General features: G+C 60.9%; 18 protein-coding genes and 1 pseudogene. 12 read left to right on the top strand and 7 right to left on the bottom strand.

Translation table 11 applies throughout. The features are described from left to right. A partial coding sequence (locus HHL24_RS41440) for an IS66 family transposase (RefSeq protein ID WP_169489382.1) occupies positions 1-251 on the top strand: 251 nt, incomplete at its 5' end. 187 nt (positions 252-438) lie between these two features. Here the strand turns inward: HHL24_RS41440 and HHL24_RS41445 are convergent. Then, positions 439-1,416: a LysR substrate-binding domain-containing protein gene (locus tag HHL24_RS41445; protein ID WP_169491058.1), complete on the bottom strand. Its 978-nt coding sequence runs from the start codon at positions 1,414-1,416 to the stop codon at positions 439-441. 203 nt (positions 1,417-1,619) lie between these two features. Between HHL24_RS41445 and HHL24_RS41450 the strand changes: the two genes are divergently transcribed. Then, a complete protein-coding gene (locus HHL24_RS41450; RefSeq protein ID WP_007182451.1) occupies positions 1,620-1,781 on the top strand; it encodes a DUF1328 domain-containing protein in 162 nt (53 codons plus the stop codon). 131 nt (positions 1,782-1,912) lie between these two features. On the opposite strand, the gene HHL24_RS41455 is transcribed toward HHL24_RS41450, so the two are convergent. Next, a complete protein-coding gene (locus HHL24_RS41455; protein WP_169491059.1) occupies positions 1,913-2,542 on the bottom strand; it encodes a GNAT family N-acetyltransferase in 630 nt (209 codons plus the stop codon). A 218-nt stretch (positions 2,543-2,760) separates the two neighbouring features. After that, positions 2,761-3,663 (bottom strand): LysR substrate-binding domain-containing protein, encoded by a 903-nt coding sequence (locus tag HHL24_RS41460; RefSeq protein ID WP_169491060.1) that lies wholly within the window; start codon positions 3,661-3,663, stop codon positions 2,761-2,763. Between the two features lie 102 nt (positions 3,664-3,765). Between HHL24_RS41460 and HHL24_RS45270 the strand changes: the two are divergent. After that, positions 3,766-4,332: pseudogene (locus HHL24_RS45270) on the top strand (EamA family transporter); the annotation flags it as partial. Between the two features lie 118 nt (positions 4,333-4,450). Here HHL24_RS45270 and rfbC read toward each other — a convergent pair. Further along, positions 4,451-5,002 (bottom strand): dTDP-4-dehydrorhamnose 3,5-epimerase, encoded by a 552-nt coding sequence (gene rfbC, locus HHL24_RS41470; protein ID WP_169491061.1) that lies wholly within the window; start codon positions 5,000-5,002, stop codon positions 4,451-4,453. A 178-nt stretch (positions 5,003-5,180) separates the two neighbouring features. Beyond that, positions 5,181-6,176, bottom strand: coding sequence for a GlxA family transcriptional regulator (locus tag HHL24_RS41475; protein ID WP_169491062.1), 996 nt, complete (start codon positions 6,174-6,176; stop codon positions 5,181-5,183). 764 nt (positions 6,177-6,940) lie between these two features. Between HHL24_RS41475 and HHL24_RS41480 the strand changes: the two genes are divergently transcribed. From HHL24_RS41480 to HHL24_RS41505, 6 genes are all read left to right on the top strand, one after another. Continuing rightward, positions 6,941-7,315 (top strand): hypothetical protein, encoded by a 375-nt coding sequence (locus HHL24_RS41480; RefSeq protein WP_169491063.1) that lies wholly within the window; start codon positions 6,941-6,943, stop codon positions 7,313-7,315. Positions 7,316-7,658: 343 nt separating this feature from the next. Beyond that, positions 7,659-8,582 carry a LysR family transcriptional regulator gene (locus HHL24_RS41485; protein ID WP_169491064.1) on the top strand — a complete coding sequence of 308 codons (924 nt, stop codon included), beginning with the start codon at positions 7,659-7,661 and terminating at the stop codon, positions 8,580-8,582. Between the two features lie 15 nt (positions 8,583-8,597). Beyond that, positions 8,598-9,272: a response regulator transcription factor gene (locus HHL24_RS41490; protein WP_169491065.1), complete on the top strand. Its 675-nt coding sequence runs from the start codon at positions 8,598-8,600 to the stop codon at positions 9,270-9,272. Positions 9,273-9,520: 248 nt separating this feature from the next. Next, the gene (locus HHL24_RS41495) at positions 9,521-12,814 is read left to right on the top strand and encodes an efflux RND transporter permease subunit (protein ID WP_169491066.1); all 3,294 of its coding nucleotides are present in this window, start codon (positions 9,521-9,523) and stop codon (positions 12,812-12,814) included. Beyond that, on the top strand, positions 12,804-14,018 hold the full coding sequence (locus HHL24_RS41500) for an efflux RND transporter periplasmic adaptor subunit (RefSeq protein WP_169491067.1): 1,215 nt from the start codon (positions 12,804-12,806) through the stop codon (positions 14,016-14,018). The genes HHL24_RS41495 and HHL24_RS41500 overlap by 11 nt, the downstream gene beginning before the upstream one ends. Beyond that, the gene (locus tag HHL24_RS41505) at positions 14,011-15,495 is read left to right on the top strand and encodes an efflux transporter outer membrane subunit (protein WP_169491068.1); all 1,485 of its coding nucleotides are present in this window, start codon (positions 14,011-14,013) and stop codon (positions 15,493-15,495) included. The genes HHL24_RS41500 and HHL24_RS41505 overlap by 8 nt, the downstream gene beginning before the upstream one ends. A gap of 172 nt (positions 15,496-15,667) precedes the next feature. On the opposite strand, the gene HHL24_RS41510 is transcribed toward HHL24_RS41505, so the two are convergent. Then, entirely contained in the window at positions 15,668-16,846 is a 1,179-nt protein-coding gene (locus HHL24_RS41510) for a porin (RefSeq protein WP_169491069.1), read from the bottom strand. Between the two features lie 325 nt (positions 16,847-17,171). On the opposite strand from HHL24_RS41510, the gene HHL24_RS41515 reads away from it, so the two are divergent. Continuing rightward, positions 17,172-17,447: a DUF4148 domain-containing protein gene (locus tag HHL24_RS41515; RefSeq protein WP_169491070.1), complete on the top strand. Its 276-nt coding sequence runs from the start codon at positions 17,172-17,174 to the stop codon at positions 17,445-17,447. 280 nt (positions 17,448-17,727) lie between these two features. Here HHL24_RS41515 and HHL24_RS41520 read toward each other — a convergent pair whose 3' ends face one another. Further along, positions 17,728-18,831, bottom strand: a complete 1,104-nt coding sequence (locus HHL24_RS41520) for a porin (RefSeq protein WP_230417801.1) — start codon at positions 18,829-18,831, stop codon at positions 17,728-17,730. A gap of 49 nt (positions 18,832-18,880) precedes the next feature. On the opposite strand from HHL24_RS41520, the gene HHL24_RS41525 reads away from it, so the two are divergent. Together HHL24_RS41525 and HHL24_RS41530 are read left to right on the top strand one after the other, a co-directional pair. After that, positions 18,881-19,177, top strand: coding sequence for a hypothetical protein (locus HHL24_RS41525; protein ID WP_169491072.1), 297 nt, complete (start codon positions 18,881-18,883; stop codon positions 19,175-19,177). A 126-nt stretch (positions 19,178-19,303) separates the two neighbouring features. After that, the coding region (locus HHL24_RS41530; RefSeq protein WP_230417753.1) for a DUF6444 domain-containing protein at positions 19,304-19,484 on the top strand (181 nt) is incomplete at its 3' end.

The following is a 19,484-nucleotide window of genomic DNA, read 5'->3' on the forward strand; positions in this document are numbered from 1 at the left end:
CGAGCCAGGTGTGGCGCTTCATTGCCGATCACCGGGTACCGTTCGACAACAACCAGGCCGAACGCGACATCCGCATGCCCAAGCTCAAACAGAAAATCTCAGGGTGTTTCCGTGCGGTATCAGGCATGGAAGCGTTCTGCACGATCCGCTCCTACCTTGCCAGTCTGCGCAAACAGAACCGTTCGCTGATCGATGCGCTGGCTTTGGGCTTCGCCGGATTCGTCGTTTCGCCGCTTCCGGCTGCTGAATAGTTACGCGGCAGGCAAAGAAAAGTAGGTGCCTGCCCCGCACAGGGGCGAACGCTAATAGACCACTAACAATTCAAGGAAAGGCCAACACCATAAGCGCACAGAAAAAAAGCGCCGCGCAGGCAAACAAATCAAGGAAAGCCCAACCCCACAGGCAAACAGACAAATCGCCGCGAAGGCAAAAAACCCTTCAAACATTCACATCATCAGAACCCGCAGCCACCCTCACCGCCTCCCGCAAACACTCCACAAATGCCTGGCAGGCAGCACTCAACTCCTTATGCGACCGCACTGAAAACCCGACAGTCCCAAACGCCCCACTCTCGGGCAAATCCAGAATCCGCAATAACCCCGCATCTTCAAACTGCTGCGCCGCGACCCGCGGCATCAACGCAATCCTCGGCGTATCGAGCAGCAATCCAATATTCGTCAACAGCGACAACGACTCCACAATATCCGTCGGCAACGCTAGCCCCGCCGCCCGAAACAAGTGTTCCGCCGAAAGCCGCGCCGGCGAATCAGGCGTCGGCAAAATCCACGGCGAGTCGACCAGGTCCGACAGATGTGTCACGCCGGCCGGCGCAGGTCCATAGCCTTTGCCGACCACCACGCACAACGACTCGTCGAACAGCGCCTCGTGCGTCAACGGAAAAGCACTCGCGATCGGCAACTCACGCTCAGGCAAACGCCCAACGACAATATCGAGGTCTCCCGTCGCCAGCGCCGGGAACAGATGCGCCGTCGTGCCCTCGCGCACCGTCACCAGAACGTTCGGCGTGCGCGCTTTCAACATGGCGATCGCAGTAGGCAACAGCCGCGCCGATGCCGAGATAAGCGTGCCGACGATCACATGGCCGCTAGTGCCGAGCCGGAAGTCGTTGAGCTCGTCGGTCATATAGCGTAACTCCGCCATCAGCGACTTGACTCGCCGCCCGAGCAGCAAGCCCAGCTCAGTCGGCACGACACCGCGATTCGAGCGTGCGAACAGCGCGCCGTCAAAACACGATTCGAGCTCGTGGATGACCTTGGTGACGGCCGGCTGCGTCAAGCGCATCTCGTTGGCCGCGCGCACGACGGAGCGCGTTTCCAGCACGCGTTCGAAGATCATCAGCTGATTGAGCTTCAGCTTGCGGATCAGGGAGATCTCGCTGAGCGGATTGTGTTGCATGGCAGAGGTGGCCGGAAATCGATGATCCGCGATGGTAACAGCACAGAATCGACTGGCCGATTAGGGGCACCACCTGTTCTTGCCGCCCTGGGCACACCTATTGCTGTATATCGCTCGCCGGCGAAAACCCGTCAAAGCACGCTGTGCCCACAACGAGTAGCCGTTTTTAACTTCAATCCAGCAATCCATCGGTGGGAGGCCCCATGCTTCGATACGCTGCAATCTTCTTCATCATCGCGATCATCGCCGCGGTGTTCGGCTTCGGCGGCATCGCCGCAGGCGCAACGGAAATCGCCAAGGTCCTGTTCTTCATCTTCGTGGTGATCTTCCTCGTCACCTTGCTGATGGGCGTGATGCGACGCTGACCGCTGCACCGGCCAAATAAGCGAAGAAACGTCCATCCCGGCGCGAGGACCAGTAGCTCGTTGCAATACTTGCCACTCGGCATTGCAATAGTTGCTGCCTGCGCCGGGGTTTTTATCGCTAGCCCGCCCTCTCAAGCCGCGCGCGCAATCCTCGTCGGCACAGTCAATCTATGCGACCAGTTCGCGAGCGTACGTGTCGCCAACGGCGGCTTGCTCAAAATCGCGCTGTCGTAACGCTTGCCGTCAAAGCGTATGAAATCGACGATGCGAAACCCCTGCCCTCGGTAAAACGCAATCAGGTGCGCAGCCGGTTGCGGCGTATCGAGCGCGAGCTCCGCATAACCGCGCGTCGCGGCCCAATGGTCGGCGAAGGCGATCAACAAGCTGCCGATGCCCCGCGCCTGCCACACGGGCTCCACGCCAAACTGGCGCATGCTGGCAATGTCGTCGCGCCGGTATAGCTCGCACGGCGACTCATGATCCGGTGCATACAGCGTCATCGTGCCAACGATGCGCCCCTCGCAGACCGCCACGTAACAATCGCCGCGCGTCGCGCGTGAACGCGTCGTCTCCACCGTTTGATCCACACATGTGCAATTCAACCCCATCGCACCGAGCCGGGTGAAAGCCCGATGCAGCAGCGCGGTCAACGCGACGTACGAATCGCGCGACGGATCAAAGCGGCGCAGTTCGACACGGCCCACGCCGTGACACACGTAGTCGATACGGACAGCTTGCTGCGTCGTTGCACGTCGCTTCACGTTGAACACCTCGCGCTATCAAGATGCACGAAGTGTAGATTTCGCCAGTAGGCCGCTCAAGAAAAAATGTCGTAAAAACTCACATGGGACCTGGTGCGTGCGTGCGTGCGTGCGTGCGTGCGTGCGTGCGTGCGTGCGTGCGTGCGTGCGTGCGTGCGTGCGTGCGTGCGTGCGTGCGTGCGTGCGTGCCAACCTGCTGCAGGCAATTTGCCCACGCACTACCCCGCGGCTACCACAAGCGGCTCGTTTTCCCGCAAGCCAATATGCAATTCCTCGCAAAGGAACGTCTGCAATGTCTGCACAGCGGCCGCCTGCGCGCCGGAGACCGGGCGCATAAAGAGCCCGAAATCGGCGGTGGGCGCATCGGGCAATCCATCGGCCTGGCCGAGCACGCGCATCGACTCCGGACGGATATTGCCGTCGAGCAGCACCGACACGCCAAGCCCCGCTTCCACAGCCGACTGCACCGCCGGCAAACTGGTGCTGGTGCATACGATGCGCCACGCAATCCCCGCGCGCCGCAGCGCCGTCAACACCTGCTGCTGCCACAGACACGCGTCGCCGAACGCAACCACCGGCAATGCCGCGTCACCGTCGCGGCTAAATCCGCGCGCGCCGACCCAGAAGAGCGGCTGCGTCCAGGTCAGTAGCGGCGCCGAGTCGACCAGCGCAGGATCTCCCACGACCACGTCGAGACCGCCGTCCGCAAGCCGGCTCGACAACGCCGCACTGGTATCGACGACGATCTCCAGCGCCACCTGCGGATAAGCGATCGAAAAGCGCCGCAGCGCGCGTGGCAGCCGACCGACCGCGATGTCTTCCAGCATGCCGAGCCGCACCGTACCGGACACCTGCCCCGCGCTCAACGCCCGCCGCGCATCGGCGCCCGCGCCGAGGATCGTATGCGCGAACGGCAGGAGCAGATGCCCCGCTTCTGTGAGTTGCACGCCACGCGGCGAGCGGTCGAGCAAACGCTGCCCCAGTTCTTCTTCGAGCCGGCGCAATTGCATGCTCACCGCCGCCTGAGTGCGCGCGAGGCGCGCCGCCGCCACACCCACGGCGCCGGTCTCAGCCACGGTAACGAATGCGCGCAGGAGACTACTATCGAGATCTCGGGTCATCACGTTTCTTGAAGTGGCCATAAGAAATATCAACTTATCTTAATACCGCCTGCACCGCTAAGATAGGGTCCAACGAATCCGAAGAGCGGCAACGAGGCCACGATGCAGGACACCACCATCAAACCGGCGCTGAATCCCGCGCCAACACCAGTGAAGCCCGCCAACGCAGCGGCCGGTGCCGCGCTCCTGTGCGTGCTGTCGATGTCAAGCGTGCAGTTCGGCGCCGCGCTCTCCGCGCCGACAATGGCAACGTACGGTTCGCTCAGCACTACGTGGTTGCGTCTCTGCTGGGCGGCCGTCGTGCTTGCGTTGCTGGTGCGCCCGCGTCTGTTCACCTACTCGCGCTCGCATTGGCTCGCGGCAGGTGCATTGGGGGCTGCGATGGCCGGCATGACGCTGTGCTTTTTCGCGGCGCTTCAGCGAATTCCATTGGGGCTGGCCGTCGCGATCGATTTTCTCGGGCCGCTCGCCGTAGCGACTTTCGCGGTGCGCCGCGCGCGCGCATTGCTGTGGCCAGCACTTGCGATTACCGGCGTACTGCTGCTCTCGCGCGATCGCGCAGGCTCGATCGGCGAACCGCTTGGCGTGCTGCTCGCGTTCGGGGCCGCGCTCGGCTGGGGCACCTATATCGTGCTGATGAAAAAGATCGGCACCGTGTTCGCGGGACTAGCCCATGGGTGTCGTGCAGATAGCAGGCACGCTGCTGGTGGTCGCCGCGAGCGTGGGCGCCGTGGTGGCCACACGCTAAGCCGCGCTGAACGGCGAGGAACCGCGGCATGTGCAGCGCTCAGGCGAAATTTTCCGCTTCGTAAAGACGCCGGCCCGCTGCGTCCTTCGCGCCAAGGATCGGCTCGATGTCGATGGGCCACTCGATGCCGATATCAGGATCGCGCCACAAGATGCAGCGCTCGAGTTCGGGGAACCAGTATTCCGTGGTCTTCCACAGGCATTCGGCGACGTCGGATAGCACGACGAAACCGTGCGCGAAGCCCGGCGGCACCCACACCTGCCGATGATTGGCCGCACTCAGATGTGCGCCAGTCCACTTGCCGAAGTTCGGCGATTTGAGTCGTACGTCCACGGCGACGTCAAACACTTCCCCCACCACCACCCGCACGAGCCTGCCTTGCGGACGCTGGACCTGGTAGTGAAGCCCACGTAACACACCACGCACCGCCCGCAAATGACGGTCTTGCACGAAGTTGAAACCTTGTGAGACGTCGTCGGTAAACTCATCCGCGCTGAAGCTCTCGAAGCAGAAGCCGAATTCGTCGCAAAACACCTCGGGCTCGATGAGTTTCACCTCCGGCAATGCTGTCACCATTACCTTGTTGCCCATGGCCACTGTGCTCGTAAGAAGCCTGCCCGGAGAAAACACGGCCGCCGATGCACACGCGGCTACGCATGCCGCCGGTACGTATGTCGCTGCGCACGCCGCTACGCAGGCTGCTACACACGTCGCTGCGCACGCACCCAACCGCGATGTGGTGCGCTGTCTGCACAGCGGCCTGCCTAGCCTACGCCTCGGTCGCCACCCGGCTGCGCGCGCGATATTCGGTAGGCGACAGTGCCATGCGCTTGCGGAATATCTTCGCGAGGCGATCGCCGTTGCCGGTCCCGCTGCGGCGCGCGATCTTGTCGACCGGCAATTCGGTTTCGGTCAGAAAGTTACAGGCAATACGCAGTCGCACCTGCAGCAGATAGTCTGAAGGCGTGACCTGCATTTCATGCTTGAAGCGCCGCAGAAAATTGCGCTCGCTCATCGCCGCCACCTGCGCAGCGTCGGCAACCGACACCGGACGATCGCAATTTGCCTCCATCCAGCGCGCGGCGGCACGGATTTTCTCAGCTACGCTGAGTGTGCCGCCTTCAGCCGGCAGCGGCACCCAGGTGGCGGCCATGCCGGGCATCACCCGATCGGCGACGCTACGTGCAAGCTCCGCGCCGAGGTCGCGCTTGATGAACATCAGCGCACTACGCGCGCAGTCGTTACGATCGTTGGCAGCGCTGCGCGCGGCATCGGTCGTGGCGCTGCCCAGATAGCGATTCATCTGCAGGCCGTCGTGTTCCACGGGACCCGCGGCTTCCAGCACAAGTCGGCCCTCGCCGATCGTCTCGATCGCGCGGGTACGCGTTTGCACCGATCGCAGCCAGCCCAGCAGCCGTTCGTCCAGCGCGGCCTCGTGTGCGCCGTAACCACCTGCGATGAACAACACGTCGAAACCGCTGCCGTAACGCGTGTCGATACGGTCGGTCCAGATTCGCGCCGACGAAGAACTCGCGACGCTGCCGCCGTCCATTGACAGAAACTGAACTTCATAAGGCGGCTCTTCGCCTGCCCGCGAGCCCGAGAGTTCGTTGGCGGTCTGGAACATCTCGACCACCGTACCGGGGCCAAGCAGCCAGAAGCCGTCGAACAGCAACACGCCGATTCGCCGCGCTGCACTACGCACGTTCAGCGTCGGCGTATGTAACCAGGTAATCCTCGCAGTATCCAGGTGCATGTGCGGCATGATCTTTCCCCAAACTGTCGTACGTTGTGGACCCCGCTGTCCGTCGGCCGGTCGATATGGTCGAATTTAAATAACGGCGGATGAAAGCCGCCGGCAACGCCGCTTAACGGAATATGCGTGATGTTAGCGGAATGCTTCGCTAGAGTAAATTTGAAAAACAAATCCACATCAAGAAAGCCAATGTATGACGAAAACTATTATTGTGTGTTTCATATGACCGGCGGCATACGATGCGGCATAGCGATGGATCATACCGGATCGCCACCTGCCTGTCCGCCGCAAAACCTTACACATACTTGCTTTGAAGCCTCCCACGCCGGTGCACGAATTTACTTCTGATCGCCTGATTTGCAGCAGCGATTCACCACCATCACATCCAAAAATGTTTCAAACGTGAACTCGAAACCTCGCAAATAATGAACGTTCAATCAGGCATTTATTCGCAAATTGGGAATTTATCGACAGTGGCAATGTGGCGAACCGCACATTTATCGAAACATTCCTGATTAAGCATTTCGAGCCGGATTCACAATCGACTAAAAATGTTTCTATATTGAAACATCCGGCTTCTTTCACGTATGACCAAAGGTGCCTGTCATTGACCTCATATCTGGCAAAACATCAGACGATTCAACGCCACTGCGCAAATCGTGCCAAGCGGCTTCCTTAAACAAAGTTTCATCCCTGGATCGTGCGCTTTAAGACTTGGTTAAGAGAGGCCGCGCCATAATTTGCGTACCGTGAGAGCAGCAAGGAGCAGAGACATGTCGCGCCCCATGAGCATCGAGAGAGTCAACGAATATGGACAGAACGCGGTTCGCATCGCCATCGAGGACAGTGCGGTACTACTCGAAGTGGCCGATCTGGATGCCGTGATCGAACACCTCAGCGTGCTGCGCGCCACGATGCGCCCGGAAGTGCCGAAAGAACCGCTGCGCACGCATCAGTACGTGATTGAAATTGATCCGTGCTGGCACACTGAAAAGCACCCGCTGCATGATGGCGCCGTGCTGTTTCTGCGGCATTCGGGCCTGGGATGGGCCGGTTTCGCGCTTCCCACCGAGAGCCTAGCCAGGTTGCATCACGCATTGACGAAGCAACTGGAAGCATCGCTCGAAGTACACGGCATGCTCAACTGAATCAGCTGATTCAGCTGAATCGCGACCGCACGCGGCTTGTTGCGTTTCGCGCAGCACAGCATTTCAGATTGCGCGCGCACCTCGCGGCGCCCCGCACCTATACTTCTCTCGCCGCATCACAGCGGTTACTTTCATTCAGGTCTCTTTCCGAAGCGCGGCTCCGACCGCGCTTTTTTTCTTGTCGCTTAGGATTACTGTTTGTCAGCAAGCGTGCTTGAAATGCAGAGCCGCCCCCAAGTTCATGAACATTGCACAAAATTAAAAAAGACTTAATCCACCTAGCTGTGCCGTTTTATCTGCGATCGCCGATGATGCATCCATCGTCCTTCTCTACTGTTCCAACATGAACCAGCTACAAGCGATGCGTGTCTTCACGCGAGTGGTCGATCTCGCCAGCTTCAATCTTGCGGCGAGACAGTTAGGTATGTCGGCAGCCGCGGTCACGCGCAGCGTGGGCACACTGGAAGCGCATCTGAACATGCGCTTACTGAACCGCACCACGCGCAGTCTTTCGCTGACCGATGTGGGCCGCGAGTATCTCGACGGCTGCCGCACGATCATCGAGAAACTCGACGAGATGGAATCGAACCTGATGGAGACTACACGCGATCCACAGGGCACGCTGCGGATCGCCACGCCGATGACGTTCGCTACCGCCGGGTTAGGCGCGTTGCTGGCCGCGTATCGCACGCTGCATCCACGCGTAGACTTCGACGTGACGACGTTCGATACGCATATCGATCTGGTGGAAGGCGGTTTCGACGTATGTTTCTCCGACGACCGGCGGCTTGCCAATTCCTCGCTGGTGAGCCGCATGCTGACCAGTGTCGATGAAATGACGGTCGCCTCGCCCGCCTATCTGGCACGTCACGGCACGCCTCGCGATCCAGCTGCGTTGAACCGCCATGGCCTGCTGACAGTCTCCGACGGTTCGTCACGCGCCTGGGAGTTCGCCGACGCCGACGGCCTCTACCGCGTCAACACCGGCAGCGCACTCACCGCAACGAGCAGCGCGATGGTGCGCGTGGCCGCGCTCAACCACATGGGTATCGCCCTGCTGCCACTGCCGATCATTGCCGACGATCTCGCACAAGGCTCGCTCGTACCCTTACTCGAGCAATTCGAAATCAACGGCGGCCCGCGTCAGGTTTCGATTCTTTACTCCGGCCGCAATTACCTGTCGATGCGCGTGCGCAGTTTCATCGACTTCGCGGTCGGCCAGTATCGCGTGCCGGACCGCCAGGTTGCACTGCGGGCGGTGGCCTGAACGGGCTCGCGCATCATGCCCAAAATACTAACGATCGAAGATGACGAGTTGATCGCAGACGACATCGTGCGCACGCTCAGCGCGAGCGGTTTCTCTGTCGACGTGGCGCGCACTGGCCGCGAAGGCATGGCGAAAGTGATGGCGGGCGACTATGACGTCGTTACACTCGACCGCATGCTGCCCGATCTCGACGGCTTGACCATCGTGGCGACGATGCGTGGCGTCGGCATGGAAACGCCGGTGCTCGTGATGAGCGCGCTGTCCGACGTCGATCAACGCATTCAAGGGCTGCGCGCCGGTGGCGACGACTATCTGACCAAGCCATTCTCGCCCGAGGAAATGTTCGCGCGCGTCGAGGTGCTGTTGCGGCGTCGGCCACGTCACGCCAAAGCGGAAACGCTGCTGCGCAGCGGTGCGCTGGAACTCGATCTGGTACGCCGCAAGGTCTCCCACCGGCAGCGCGAACTCGATCTGCAACCCACCGAATTCCGCGTGCTCGAATTCATGATGCGACACACCGGGCAGGTGCTCACGCGCACGATGATTTTCGAAGCCGTATGGGGCTGCCGCTTCGATCCCGGCACCAATCTGATCGATGTACACGTAGGCCGTTTGCGCAAGAAAGTCGAGACGCCCGGCGAGCGACCGTTGATTCGCACGATTCGAGGCTCGGGCTATCTGTTCGGCTGACGCCGCTCTGCTCGCAGGTTTTCCAACGGAGCTTTAGCGCTGCATGCAGCGCTAAAGCCGTTGCAACGCGCGCATCGATGCAATCGCACACGCCGTCCCCACTTCCTAAAACTAGTTTCATTTGTTTAGTCCACGACTGTTAGGACCCGCTCTCCAGAATGCCGTTACCGGGCCGCGCCATAGGTGCAAGCCCTAACCGCAACACGCTCGCGTCGATTCAATCGCGCCTCTGAACGGAGCAGTCTTCGATGTTAAAAATAGTCCGGTTAGCTTTGACCCGGCCCTACACGTTTATCGTGCTTGCGATGCTGATCCTGCTGATCGGCCCGCTTGCCGCGTTGCGTACGCCGACGGATATCTTTCCCGACATCCGCATTCCCGTAATCAGCGTGGTCTGGAACTACGCCGGCCTGCAACCGGACGATATGTCCGGACGCATCGTCACCTACTACGAACGCACGCTCGGCACGACCGTCAACGACATCGCGCATATCGAGTCGCAATCGTTTCGCGGCTACGGCATCGTCAAGATTTTCTTTCAGCCGACCGTGGATATCCGCACCGCCACCGCGCAGGTAACCTCGGTTTCGCAGACGGTGCTCAAGCAGATGCCACCCGGCACCACGCCGCCGCAGATTCTCAACTACAACGCGTCGACGGTGCCGGTGCTGCAACTGGCGTTGACCAGCAACACGCTCGACGAACAGAAACTCGCCGACTACGCGACCAACTTCATTCGCCCGCAATTGCTGAGCGTGCCTGGCGTGGCGATTCCGACGCCCTACGGTGGCAAGACCCGTGAAGTGCAGATCGATCTCGATCCGCAAGCCTTGCAGGCGAAAAAACTCTCGGCCAACGATGTTGCCAACGCGCTCGCCCAGCAGAATCAGATCATCCCTGCAGGCACCGAGAAGATCGGCCGCTTCGAATACAACATCAAGCTGAACAACAGCCCGCTCGCGCTCGACGAACTGAACGCGCTGCCGATCAAGACTGTGGACGGCGCCACGATCTATATCCGCGATGTGGCTCACGTACGCGACGGCTATCCGCCGCAAGGCAACATCGTGCGCGTGGACGGTCATCGCGCGGTGCTGATGAGTATTCTGAAGAACGGCTCCGCGTCGACGCTCGACATCATTTCCGGCGTCAAGGCACAATTGCCGCGCATTGAAGCGACGCTGCCGCCCGGATTGAAGCTCGTCACGATGGGCGATCAATCGACCTTCGTGAAAGGCGCCGTCAGCGGCGTGGCGCGTGAAGGCGTGATCGCCGCCGCGCTCACTTCGCTGATGATTCTGCTGTTCCTCGGTAGCTGGCGCTCGACGCTGATCATCGCGGCGTCGATTCCGCTTGCAGTGCTGGCGGCAATTGCCGGCCTGGCCGCGATGGGCGAAACGCTCAACGTGATGACGCTCGGCGGCCTCGCGCTCGCGGTCGGGATTCTGGTCGACGACGCCACCGTCACGATCGAAAACATCAACTGGCATCTCGAACAGGGCAAGGACGTACGCAGTGCGATTCTGGATGGCGCCGCGCAGATCGTCGCGCCCGCCTTCGTGTCGCTGCTGTGCATCTGCATCGTGTTCGTACCGATGCTGCTGCTCGACGGCATTGCGCGCTTCCTGTTCGTGCCGATGGCCGAAGCGGTGATCTTCGCCATGATCGCGTCGTTCATTCTCTCGCGTACGTTCGTGCCGATGATGGCGCAATACCTGTTGCGCCCGCATGCATCAGGCGCTCACGCCTCCGGCGAACTGGCCGCCGTGATGGCACAGCATGGCGGGCATTCGCATGCAACACCGTCGCGCAATCCGCTGGTGCGCTTTCAGCGTGGCTTCGAACATCGTTTCGAGCGCGTGCGCAGCGTGTACCGGATCGTCCTCGGCCTTGCGCTCACGCATCGCAAGCGCTTCGTGGCGGGCTTCCTGCTCGTAGTCGGCGCATCCTTCCTGCTCGCGCCGTGGCTCGGCCGCAATTTCTTCCCCGATATCGACTCCGGCGAAATCGCGATCCACGTGCGAGCCCCGATCGGCACACGGGTCGAAGATACCGCCGCACAATTCGATCTGATCGAGAATGCCGTGCGCCGCGCCATTCCGCCGGATCAGTTGCGCAGTATCGTCGACAACATCGGTTTGCCCAATAGCGGCATCAACCTGACCTATAACAACAGCGGCACGACCGGACCGCAAGACGGCGATATTCTGATCTCGCTGAACGAGAACCACCAACCCACTGCCGGTTTCGTGCGCACACTGCGTGAAACACTGCCGCGCCAGTTCCCGGGGACGACCTTCGCGTTCCTGCCGGCCGATATCGTCAGTCAGATTCTGAATTTCGGTGCACCGGCTCCGATCGATTTACAGGTGGCGGGGCCGAACCAGGCGGCCAATCATCGCTACGCCAATGAAGTGATGCGGCGCATGCGCATGATTCCCGGTATTGCCGATACGCGCATGCAGCAGGCGTCGACGTATCCGCAGTTCACCGTGTCGGTAGACCGCTCGCGCGCCGATCAGCTCGGCATCACCGAACAGGACGTGACCAATTCCGTGGTGGCGAGCCTCTCGGGCACGAGCCAGGTGTCGCCGACGTATTGGCTGAATCCGAACAACGGCGTCTCGTATCCGATCGTCGCGCAGACCCCGCAATACCGCATGACGTCCCTGTCGAATCTGAGCAATCTGCCCGTGACGGGCAAGAGCGGCCAGGCGCAGATTCTCGGCGGTATTGCGACCATTTCGCGCGGCGTCGGCAATGCGGTGGTGTCGCACTACAACATCGAGCCGCTCTACGACGTGTTCGCGACCACCCAAAGTCAGGATCTCGGGGCCGTCGCGGCGAAGATTCAGAACATTGTCCGTGCGACCACGAAAGATGTGCCGAAGGGCTCGATCGTCACGCTGCGCGGCCAGGTGCAGACGATGAATAGCGCATTCCTCGGTTTGTCGCTGGGTCTGGTCGGCGCGATTCTGCTGATCTATCTGCTGATCGTCGTGAACTTCCATTCATGGAGCGACGCGTTCGTGATCGTCACTGCATTGCCCGCGGCCTTGGCCGGTATCGTGTGGATGCTGTTCACCACGCATACACCGCTCTCGGTGCCCGCACTGACCGGCGCGATTCTCTGCATGGGCGTCGCAACCGCCAACAGCATTCTGGTGGTGAGCTTCGCACGCGAACGGCTGGCGGTGACCGGCAATGCACTGGTCGCGGCGATGGAAGCCGGCTTCACGCGCTTTCGCCCGGTGCTGATGACAGCGCTCGCGATGATCATCGGCATGGCGCCGATGGCGCTCGGCCTCGGCGACGGTGGCGAACAGAACGCGCCGCTCGGCCGCGCCGTGATTGGCGGCCTGATTTGTGCGACTTTCGCCACACTGCTGTTCGTACCGGTCGTGTTCAGCCTCGTGCATCGGCGCGATGCGGCGGCTTATGAGCCAACACACGATCCATCGCACGGCCCGTCGCACAGCTCATCCAACGACACCTCGCACGATCACTCATCATCCGAAACCGGAATCCATCATGTCCACTGAGATCGAGATCAATTCGCCGAAGCGGCTGCGTCATCTGAAGCTGGTCGGTATCGTCGCGCTGCTGGCGGCAGCGGGCGTCGTGGCTAGCGGCATTGCCAGCCGCGCGCATGCGAAACAGGAACTCACCACCTGGTCGGCCCAGCAAGCCGTGCCGACGGTGGTTGCGTACACACCCAAACACGACCTCGACGCGCAGACGCTGGTGTTGCCCGGGCGGCTGTCCGCCTTCGTCAACGCGCCGATCTACGCGCGCGTGCCGGGTTACCTGCATGCGTGGTACGCAGATATCGGCACGCATGTCAAAGCCGGCCAGTTGCTCGGCGTGATCGACACGCCCGACCTCGATCAGCAATTGCAGCAGGCCCGTGCGGATTTGCAGAATTCGGTGGCCAACGAAAAACTCGCCGCATCCACGGCAACCCGCTGGACAAAGATGCTGCAGCAGGACTCGGTCTCCCAGCAGGATGCTGACGAAAAGACCAGCGATCTCGTTGCCAAGCAGGCAACAGTAGCGGCAGCTGTTGCCAACGTGCGGCGTCTCGAAGCGCTCGAATCGTTCAAGCGCATCACCGCGCCGTTCGACGGCATCGTCACCGCGCGCACCACCGATATCGGCGCGCTCATCAATGCGGGCGGCGGCAACGGGCCTGAACTGTTCTCAGTGTCCGACGCACGTCAATTGCGGGTCTATGTGAGCGTGCCGCAGGACGAGGCGGCCGCCATCAAACCCGGCATGACCGCCACGCTCACCGTGCCCGAACGCCCCGGTGTGAAGTTCGCCGCCAAACTCGTCGACACCGACGATGCGATCACGCCCTCCTCGGGCACGCTGCTGGTGCAACTCGCGGTCGACAATCAAAACGGCTTGCTGATCCCAGGTGAATACACCGAGGTGCATTTCGCGCTGCCGACCAACTCGCATGCGCTGTCGATCCCGGCCAGTTCGCTCATCTTCCGGCAGGACGGTTTGCAAGTCGCTGTCGTCGGCAAGGACAACCATGCGGTGCTCAAATCCGTTTCAATCGGCACCGATCTCGGCACACATGTCGAGATTGCGTCAGGCCTGAATCCAACGGACCGTGTGATCGACAATCCGCCCGACTCGATCGCTTCGGGCGATGAAGTACGGCTTGAGAGCAATCCGGCCGGTACGACGAACACGTCGCTAGCCGAACGCCGGCCGGCGGAGAGCACTCATGGATAAACGCCGCATCTGCATTGTGTTGGCGGCCGCGGCGCTGGTGAGCGGCTGCTCGTTCGCGCCGACCTACCAGGCGCCGGCCGCCAGCATCCCGACGACCTTCAAGGAAGGCGGTGCCTGGCAGCTCGCCAGACCGGCTGACCGCGTGCCGCGCGACGCGTGGTGGAGCGTATATCGCGATCCCGTACTCGACCATCTCGAAGTTCAGGTGGCCGCCGCCAATCCGGACGTGGCCGCCGCGATGGCGCGCCACGACGAGGCTACCGCCTATCTGTCGCAAGCCCGCTCGGGGTTGTTTCCGACCATTGGCGCTGAAGCGTCGGTCGAACGCCAAAGGCAATCGGATAACCGCCCACTGCGTGGCGCGGGCGAGCCATCGGCGTACGGCGCGGATACGGTCGACGTCGGCATCAGCTACGACCTCGACCTATGGGGCAAGATCCGCAACGAGGTTTCAGCCGGCCGTTCGGCGATGCAGGCGAGCGAGGCCGATCTCGAATCGGTACGCTTGAGTTTGCAGGCGAATCTCGCGAGTGCGTACTTCAATCTGCGCGGACTCGACGAACAGCAACAACTGCTCAACGATACGATCGACACTTACCAGCACGCGCTCAAGCTCACGCTAAGCCGCCACGCGGGCGGCATCGCATCGGACCTCGACGTCTCGCGCGCACAAACGCAGCTCGACACTGCGCGCGCTTCCGCCGATGACATCGCCGCGCGCCGCGCACTGTATGAGCACGCGATCGCCAGTCTGACCGGCGTGTCCGCATCGACATTCACGCTCGCACCGGCGCTCGAAACGGAGTACTTGCCGTCGATTCCGACCGGCGTGCCCGCGGCGCTGCTGCAACGGCGCCCGGATATCGCGGCAGCCGAGCGGCGCGTCGCCGAAGCCAATGCACAAATCGGTGTGGCCAAGGCGGCATTCTTCCCGGACATTTCGCTCGGCCTCGACGGTGGCTATCAAAGCGACACGCTGTCGCCGTGGCTGATGGCGCCGAACGAAATCTGGTCGGTCGGGCCGAGCCTGGTGTTGACCCTATTCGACGGCGGCCGCCGTGAAGCGATCACGCAACAAGCGCGCGCGAAGCTTGCCGAGAACGGCGCGAAGTACAAGGCCACCGTGCTGCTCGCCTTCCAGCAGGTGGAAGACAACCTTGCCCAATTGCATCATCTCGGCGACGAAGCCACACAGCAGAACGAGGCGCTCGTCGCCGCGCAACGCACGTTGACGCTTTCGATGTCGCGCTATCGTGATGGGGTGGTCAGCTATCTGGACGTGGTGACCGCGCAGACCACCGAGCTCACCACACAGATCGACGCATTGAACCTCACTACGCGCCGTCTGCTGGCCTCAGTGGGGCTGATCGAGGCCCTGGGCGGCGGTTGGTCGCCGGACGGCGCTACGGGCTCGCCTGCCGTTCAGGCGGCTAGCGCGCCAGCGGCGCATCCCAGGGTGCTCGCTTCCGCGGGTTGAAACTGCCGACTGAATCTGCCAGCTGAATCTGCAAGTCGAGCCCCCAAGCTGAATCCGCCAGTTGAGTCCGCCAGTTGAGTCCGCCAGGCCGTAAAAAACGTCGCCGGTTCATCACCGGCGACGTTCGCGCTTTCACGCAAGCTTACTGCACCTTGCGGTGCGCTTGCGGCGCTCAGAACCGGTGCCGCATTCCCAGTGCCACAACCGCCTGCCGATCGCTCGACGAAGCCGCCAGCGAATAGATCGACGCATTGCCCAGCACGGCGATGCCGTCCGCACCCGACACGTGCTGATACACGCCTTCCAGATACAGATCGGTCCGGCGTGACAACGCGTAGTCCGCCTGCAGCATGAACTGATTCCACTTCGGCGCGACGCTTTGGCCGGCGTCGCTGAAATGTCCGTCGGTGAACGTGTATGAGCCGCCCAGCGAGAATGCCGGTGTGATTGCGTAGCGCGCGTTCAGTTCGTAGTTATTGAAGGTCAGCATATCGCCGTTGAGCGGGGAATACGCACCGCCCTGCGTGATCTGGTGCGGATCGTCGAGCATCGTCCGCGTGAACACGAGGCCGACGCTTGCCGCGCCGAACGTGTAGCGTCCCGCGGCGCCGAGGATACGCTGGCGCGCGCCGGTGAAAGTCGCATCGCCGTCACTGCTGCTCACCGCACCGCCGGTATTGTTGGGTTGATTGACGCCGCCCGGCTGGTTCACCTGCAGATACGCGACCGCCAGATTGAACGGACCGCCCGCCCATTGCGCGCCGAGGCTATAGGCGTTGTTGTTGCTGAAGCCGCCCGCCGCATTGCTGAACGCGTAGGCGCCGCCGACCGTGAAGCCGTCATAGGTCGCGCTGCGGAATTTCAGCGCGTTGTTCATGCGCAGATCGTTGTTGAGGTTATCGTTATCGAACGGATGATCGGCGATATTGCCGCCGAATCCCGAGCCCGTCGCCGAAAGCGGCGCGACGAAATCGACGAGGAAGTCGTATTGCCGCCCCATGGTCACCGTACCCCACTGTTTGCTCGCGATACCGACCCATGCCTGCCGCCCGAATTCGTCGCCGCCGTTGGAGAACTTGCCGCTATCGATATTAAAACCGTTCTCCAGATCGAAGACCGCACTCAGGCCGCCGCCCAAGTCCTCGTTGCCGCGCAGGCCCCAGCGATCGGTGCTGATATTGCCGCTTTCCATCATCCAGTTGCTTTTTCCGCCTGCGGCCGTTTTCTGGTTGCTGACGTAGTCGATGCCGGTATCGAGCGTGCCGTAGAGCGTGACGCTGCTTTGCGCGTGCGCCGCCGCGCCGAAGGTGCCTGCCAGGGCGACGAGTGTGGTTGCCAATGCTTTGTTCATGTTTGATTCCGGGTAAGAGAAGGCGCCGGCCCGCGCATTGACGGACCGATCCCGCACACCGTGCGGGTACCGCAATGTAGATTTGCGCGGTGACATACCCGTGATCAAAACCGGCCGCTTCATGAAACGTTTTTTATATTCATGACATGCGTCCGACGAACCCCCGAATCATCTGACCGCCGATGCTTCAGCGGATAAATATCTTTTCATGCGCAGGTCACCGATCCGCTAAAGCCAGGTGACTATCCTTCTCATCAACCGATCCACGAACGCATTGCGGTTCGCACGTCGGTCCCATCCAATTTGATTTGTGAGGATTACGAACATGAAATCTCTGACACTCGCCATCGCTTTGATCGGTGCAACCGCGACGGCTTCCGCCTTCGCTCAATCGACCACCGCGCCGGCGCAACAGAACGCCGCGCCGACGATGCAAGTGGCGCAGAACGGCACCGCTGCGGTCAACGTCGCGGGGTCGTGGGTAGCGCCTTACGGTCCGGCGACCGGCGAGAAGACGCGTGCGCAGGTTTATCAGGAACTGGTGCATGCGGAGAAGGACGGCCAGCTCGCCTATCTGAACTCGACCCTTTACGCACACTGAGATGCGCGTGAAGAAAAGCAACCGGGTGCACGCCGCATTGGCGCTGCATTTCTCGCCCTGACATCAATGACTCTTCGCACCGCGATCAAACGAACGGCCTTCTTCGCCGTTGCCGCTGTCGCAGCCGGACTGCTGTTATCCGGCTGCGCAACAACGACATCCACCAGCGCCGACAACTGCGTCGGCCCACCGAGTTACTGCAACATCTATTTTGGTTCATGAACAAAAAAGAGCGCGCTCCCCCTTCGGGCAGCGCGCTCTTTCACTTGCCGCGAATGCTTTAGAACGAGTGTCGAATGCCCACACGGCCAACGACCTGCTTCCCGTCAGATGACGGATCAAAGCCGGCGATCTGCGCAACGGCGCCGCCGCTAGCCTTCTGCAGCACCGCAAGCGCATAGATGGCGGTGCGCTTCGACAATTCATACTCTGCGCTCAGGTTGAGCTGCTGATACTTCGGTTCCTGATTGGTCGCGTGATCGCGTCCATCCGTATAGGTATAGCCGGCTGCGAGATTCAACTGACTGGTTGCTGCGAAGGTGCCGGCAATTTCATAGTTCTGGAATTTGACGTCTTGCCCGGCATCGCCCTGCTGGAAATTGACGTTGGTGAAGTTGCCCATCACCTTAAACTTGCCGACCTGATAAGAGGCGCCGGCGGCGAAGATGCCTTGACTACGGGCATTGGCCAGATAGTTGCCGTACACCGCATTGGTATAGCCCGAGCCGTTCTGATAGCTCTGGATCGCCTGCTCCGGATCGTTGACGCGCAGATAGCCGGCCCCCATCGAGAACGGTCCGTTCGTATAGGATGCTGCCGCGCTATAGGCGGAGTTATTCGAGAACTGCCCGGCCTGGCCGCCGAACGAATAGAGCGCTTCGCCGGTAAAGCCACCTATGGTGGGACTCGTGTACTTCACCGCATTGCTGATAGCGAAGCCGTTATCGAGGTTATCCATGTCGTTGGGGTGAGAGAAATACCAACCGCCGTAGCTATCGTTGAGCGAGAACGGCTCGATCAGATCGACGACCGGATCCCACTGCCGCCCCAGGGTGACGGTACCGGCCGTCTGACTTGCGAGGCCAACGTAGGCGTTACGGGAAAAAGCCAGACCGCTCCCCAAGCCACCGTTGGTCGAGTTGAAGCCGCTTTCCAGATCGAACACAGCTGACAGACCCCCACCGAGATCTTCCTTGCCTCGGAGACCCCAGCGGCTGCCTGCGCTGACGCCGCTGGCCATTTGATAGAGACGGTTACCGTTGACGTTGCTGGCGAAGTCGATACCTGTATCGAGCAGCCCGTAGAGCGTGACGCTGCTTTGCGCGTGCGCGGTGGAAACGACGCCGACACATAGAAGTGCCCCGACCAAGTGTGTCAGCTTCATCTTTTGATTCATGAATCACCTTTCATTTAAATAAGGATGCCTGATAGCAGTGGAGATCTTTCAATACTTTGTGGCCACGGAACGAATATATCGAGGCCAGAAAGCATTGCATCTGCAATACAGACTTTCACTTTTTCTGTTGGATTTTCATGTTTTGGTCATTGACCCAAAGTGCATGGGGAGGGCGTTTGTTGTTTGTCTGTATGGCTACGGCGTTGGGCTTTGCTTGATTTTTTTTGCCTGCGCGGCGCTTTGTCTGTTTGCCCTGGGGCTTTGGCCTTTCTTTGATTTGTTTGCCTGCGCGGCGCTTAGTATCTGTGCTTTTTATGGCAGTGCCTTTCCTTGAATTGTTACTGGTCTATTAGCGTTCGCCCCTGTGCGGGGCAGGCACCTACTTTTCTTTGCCTGCCGCGTAACTATTCAGCGCTTGTAAACTGCAGCCAGGCTGTGCATAGTGAAGGACATGACGAAGATGCCTGATTTCAAAGACCTCACACACGAACAGAAGGACGCGCTCATCGTTGATCTCGTGAAGCGTCTGAACGCGCTCGAAGCGAAACTCGAGAAGAACAGTCGTAACTCCAGCAAGCCGCCCTCAAGCGATGGGCCCGGGCGCAAGCCGAAGTCGTTGCGCGGCACGAGCGGGGCAAAGC

The organism is Paraburkholderia polaris, assembly GCF_012927345.1.
In the GTDB taxonomy this organism is placed as follows: Bacteria; Pseudomonadota; Gammaproteobacteria; order Burkholderiales; family Burkholderiaceae; genus Paraburkholderia; species Paraburkholderia polaris.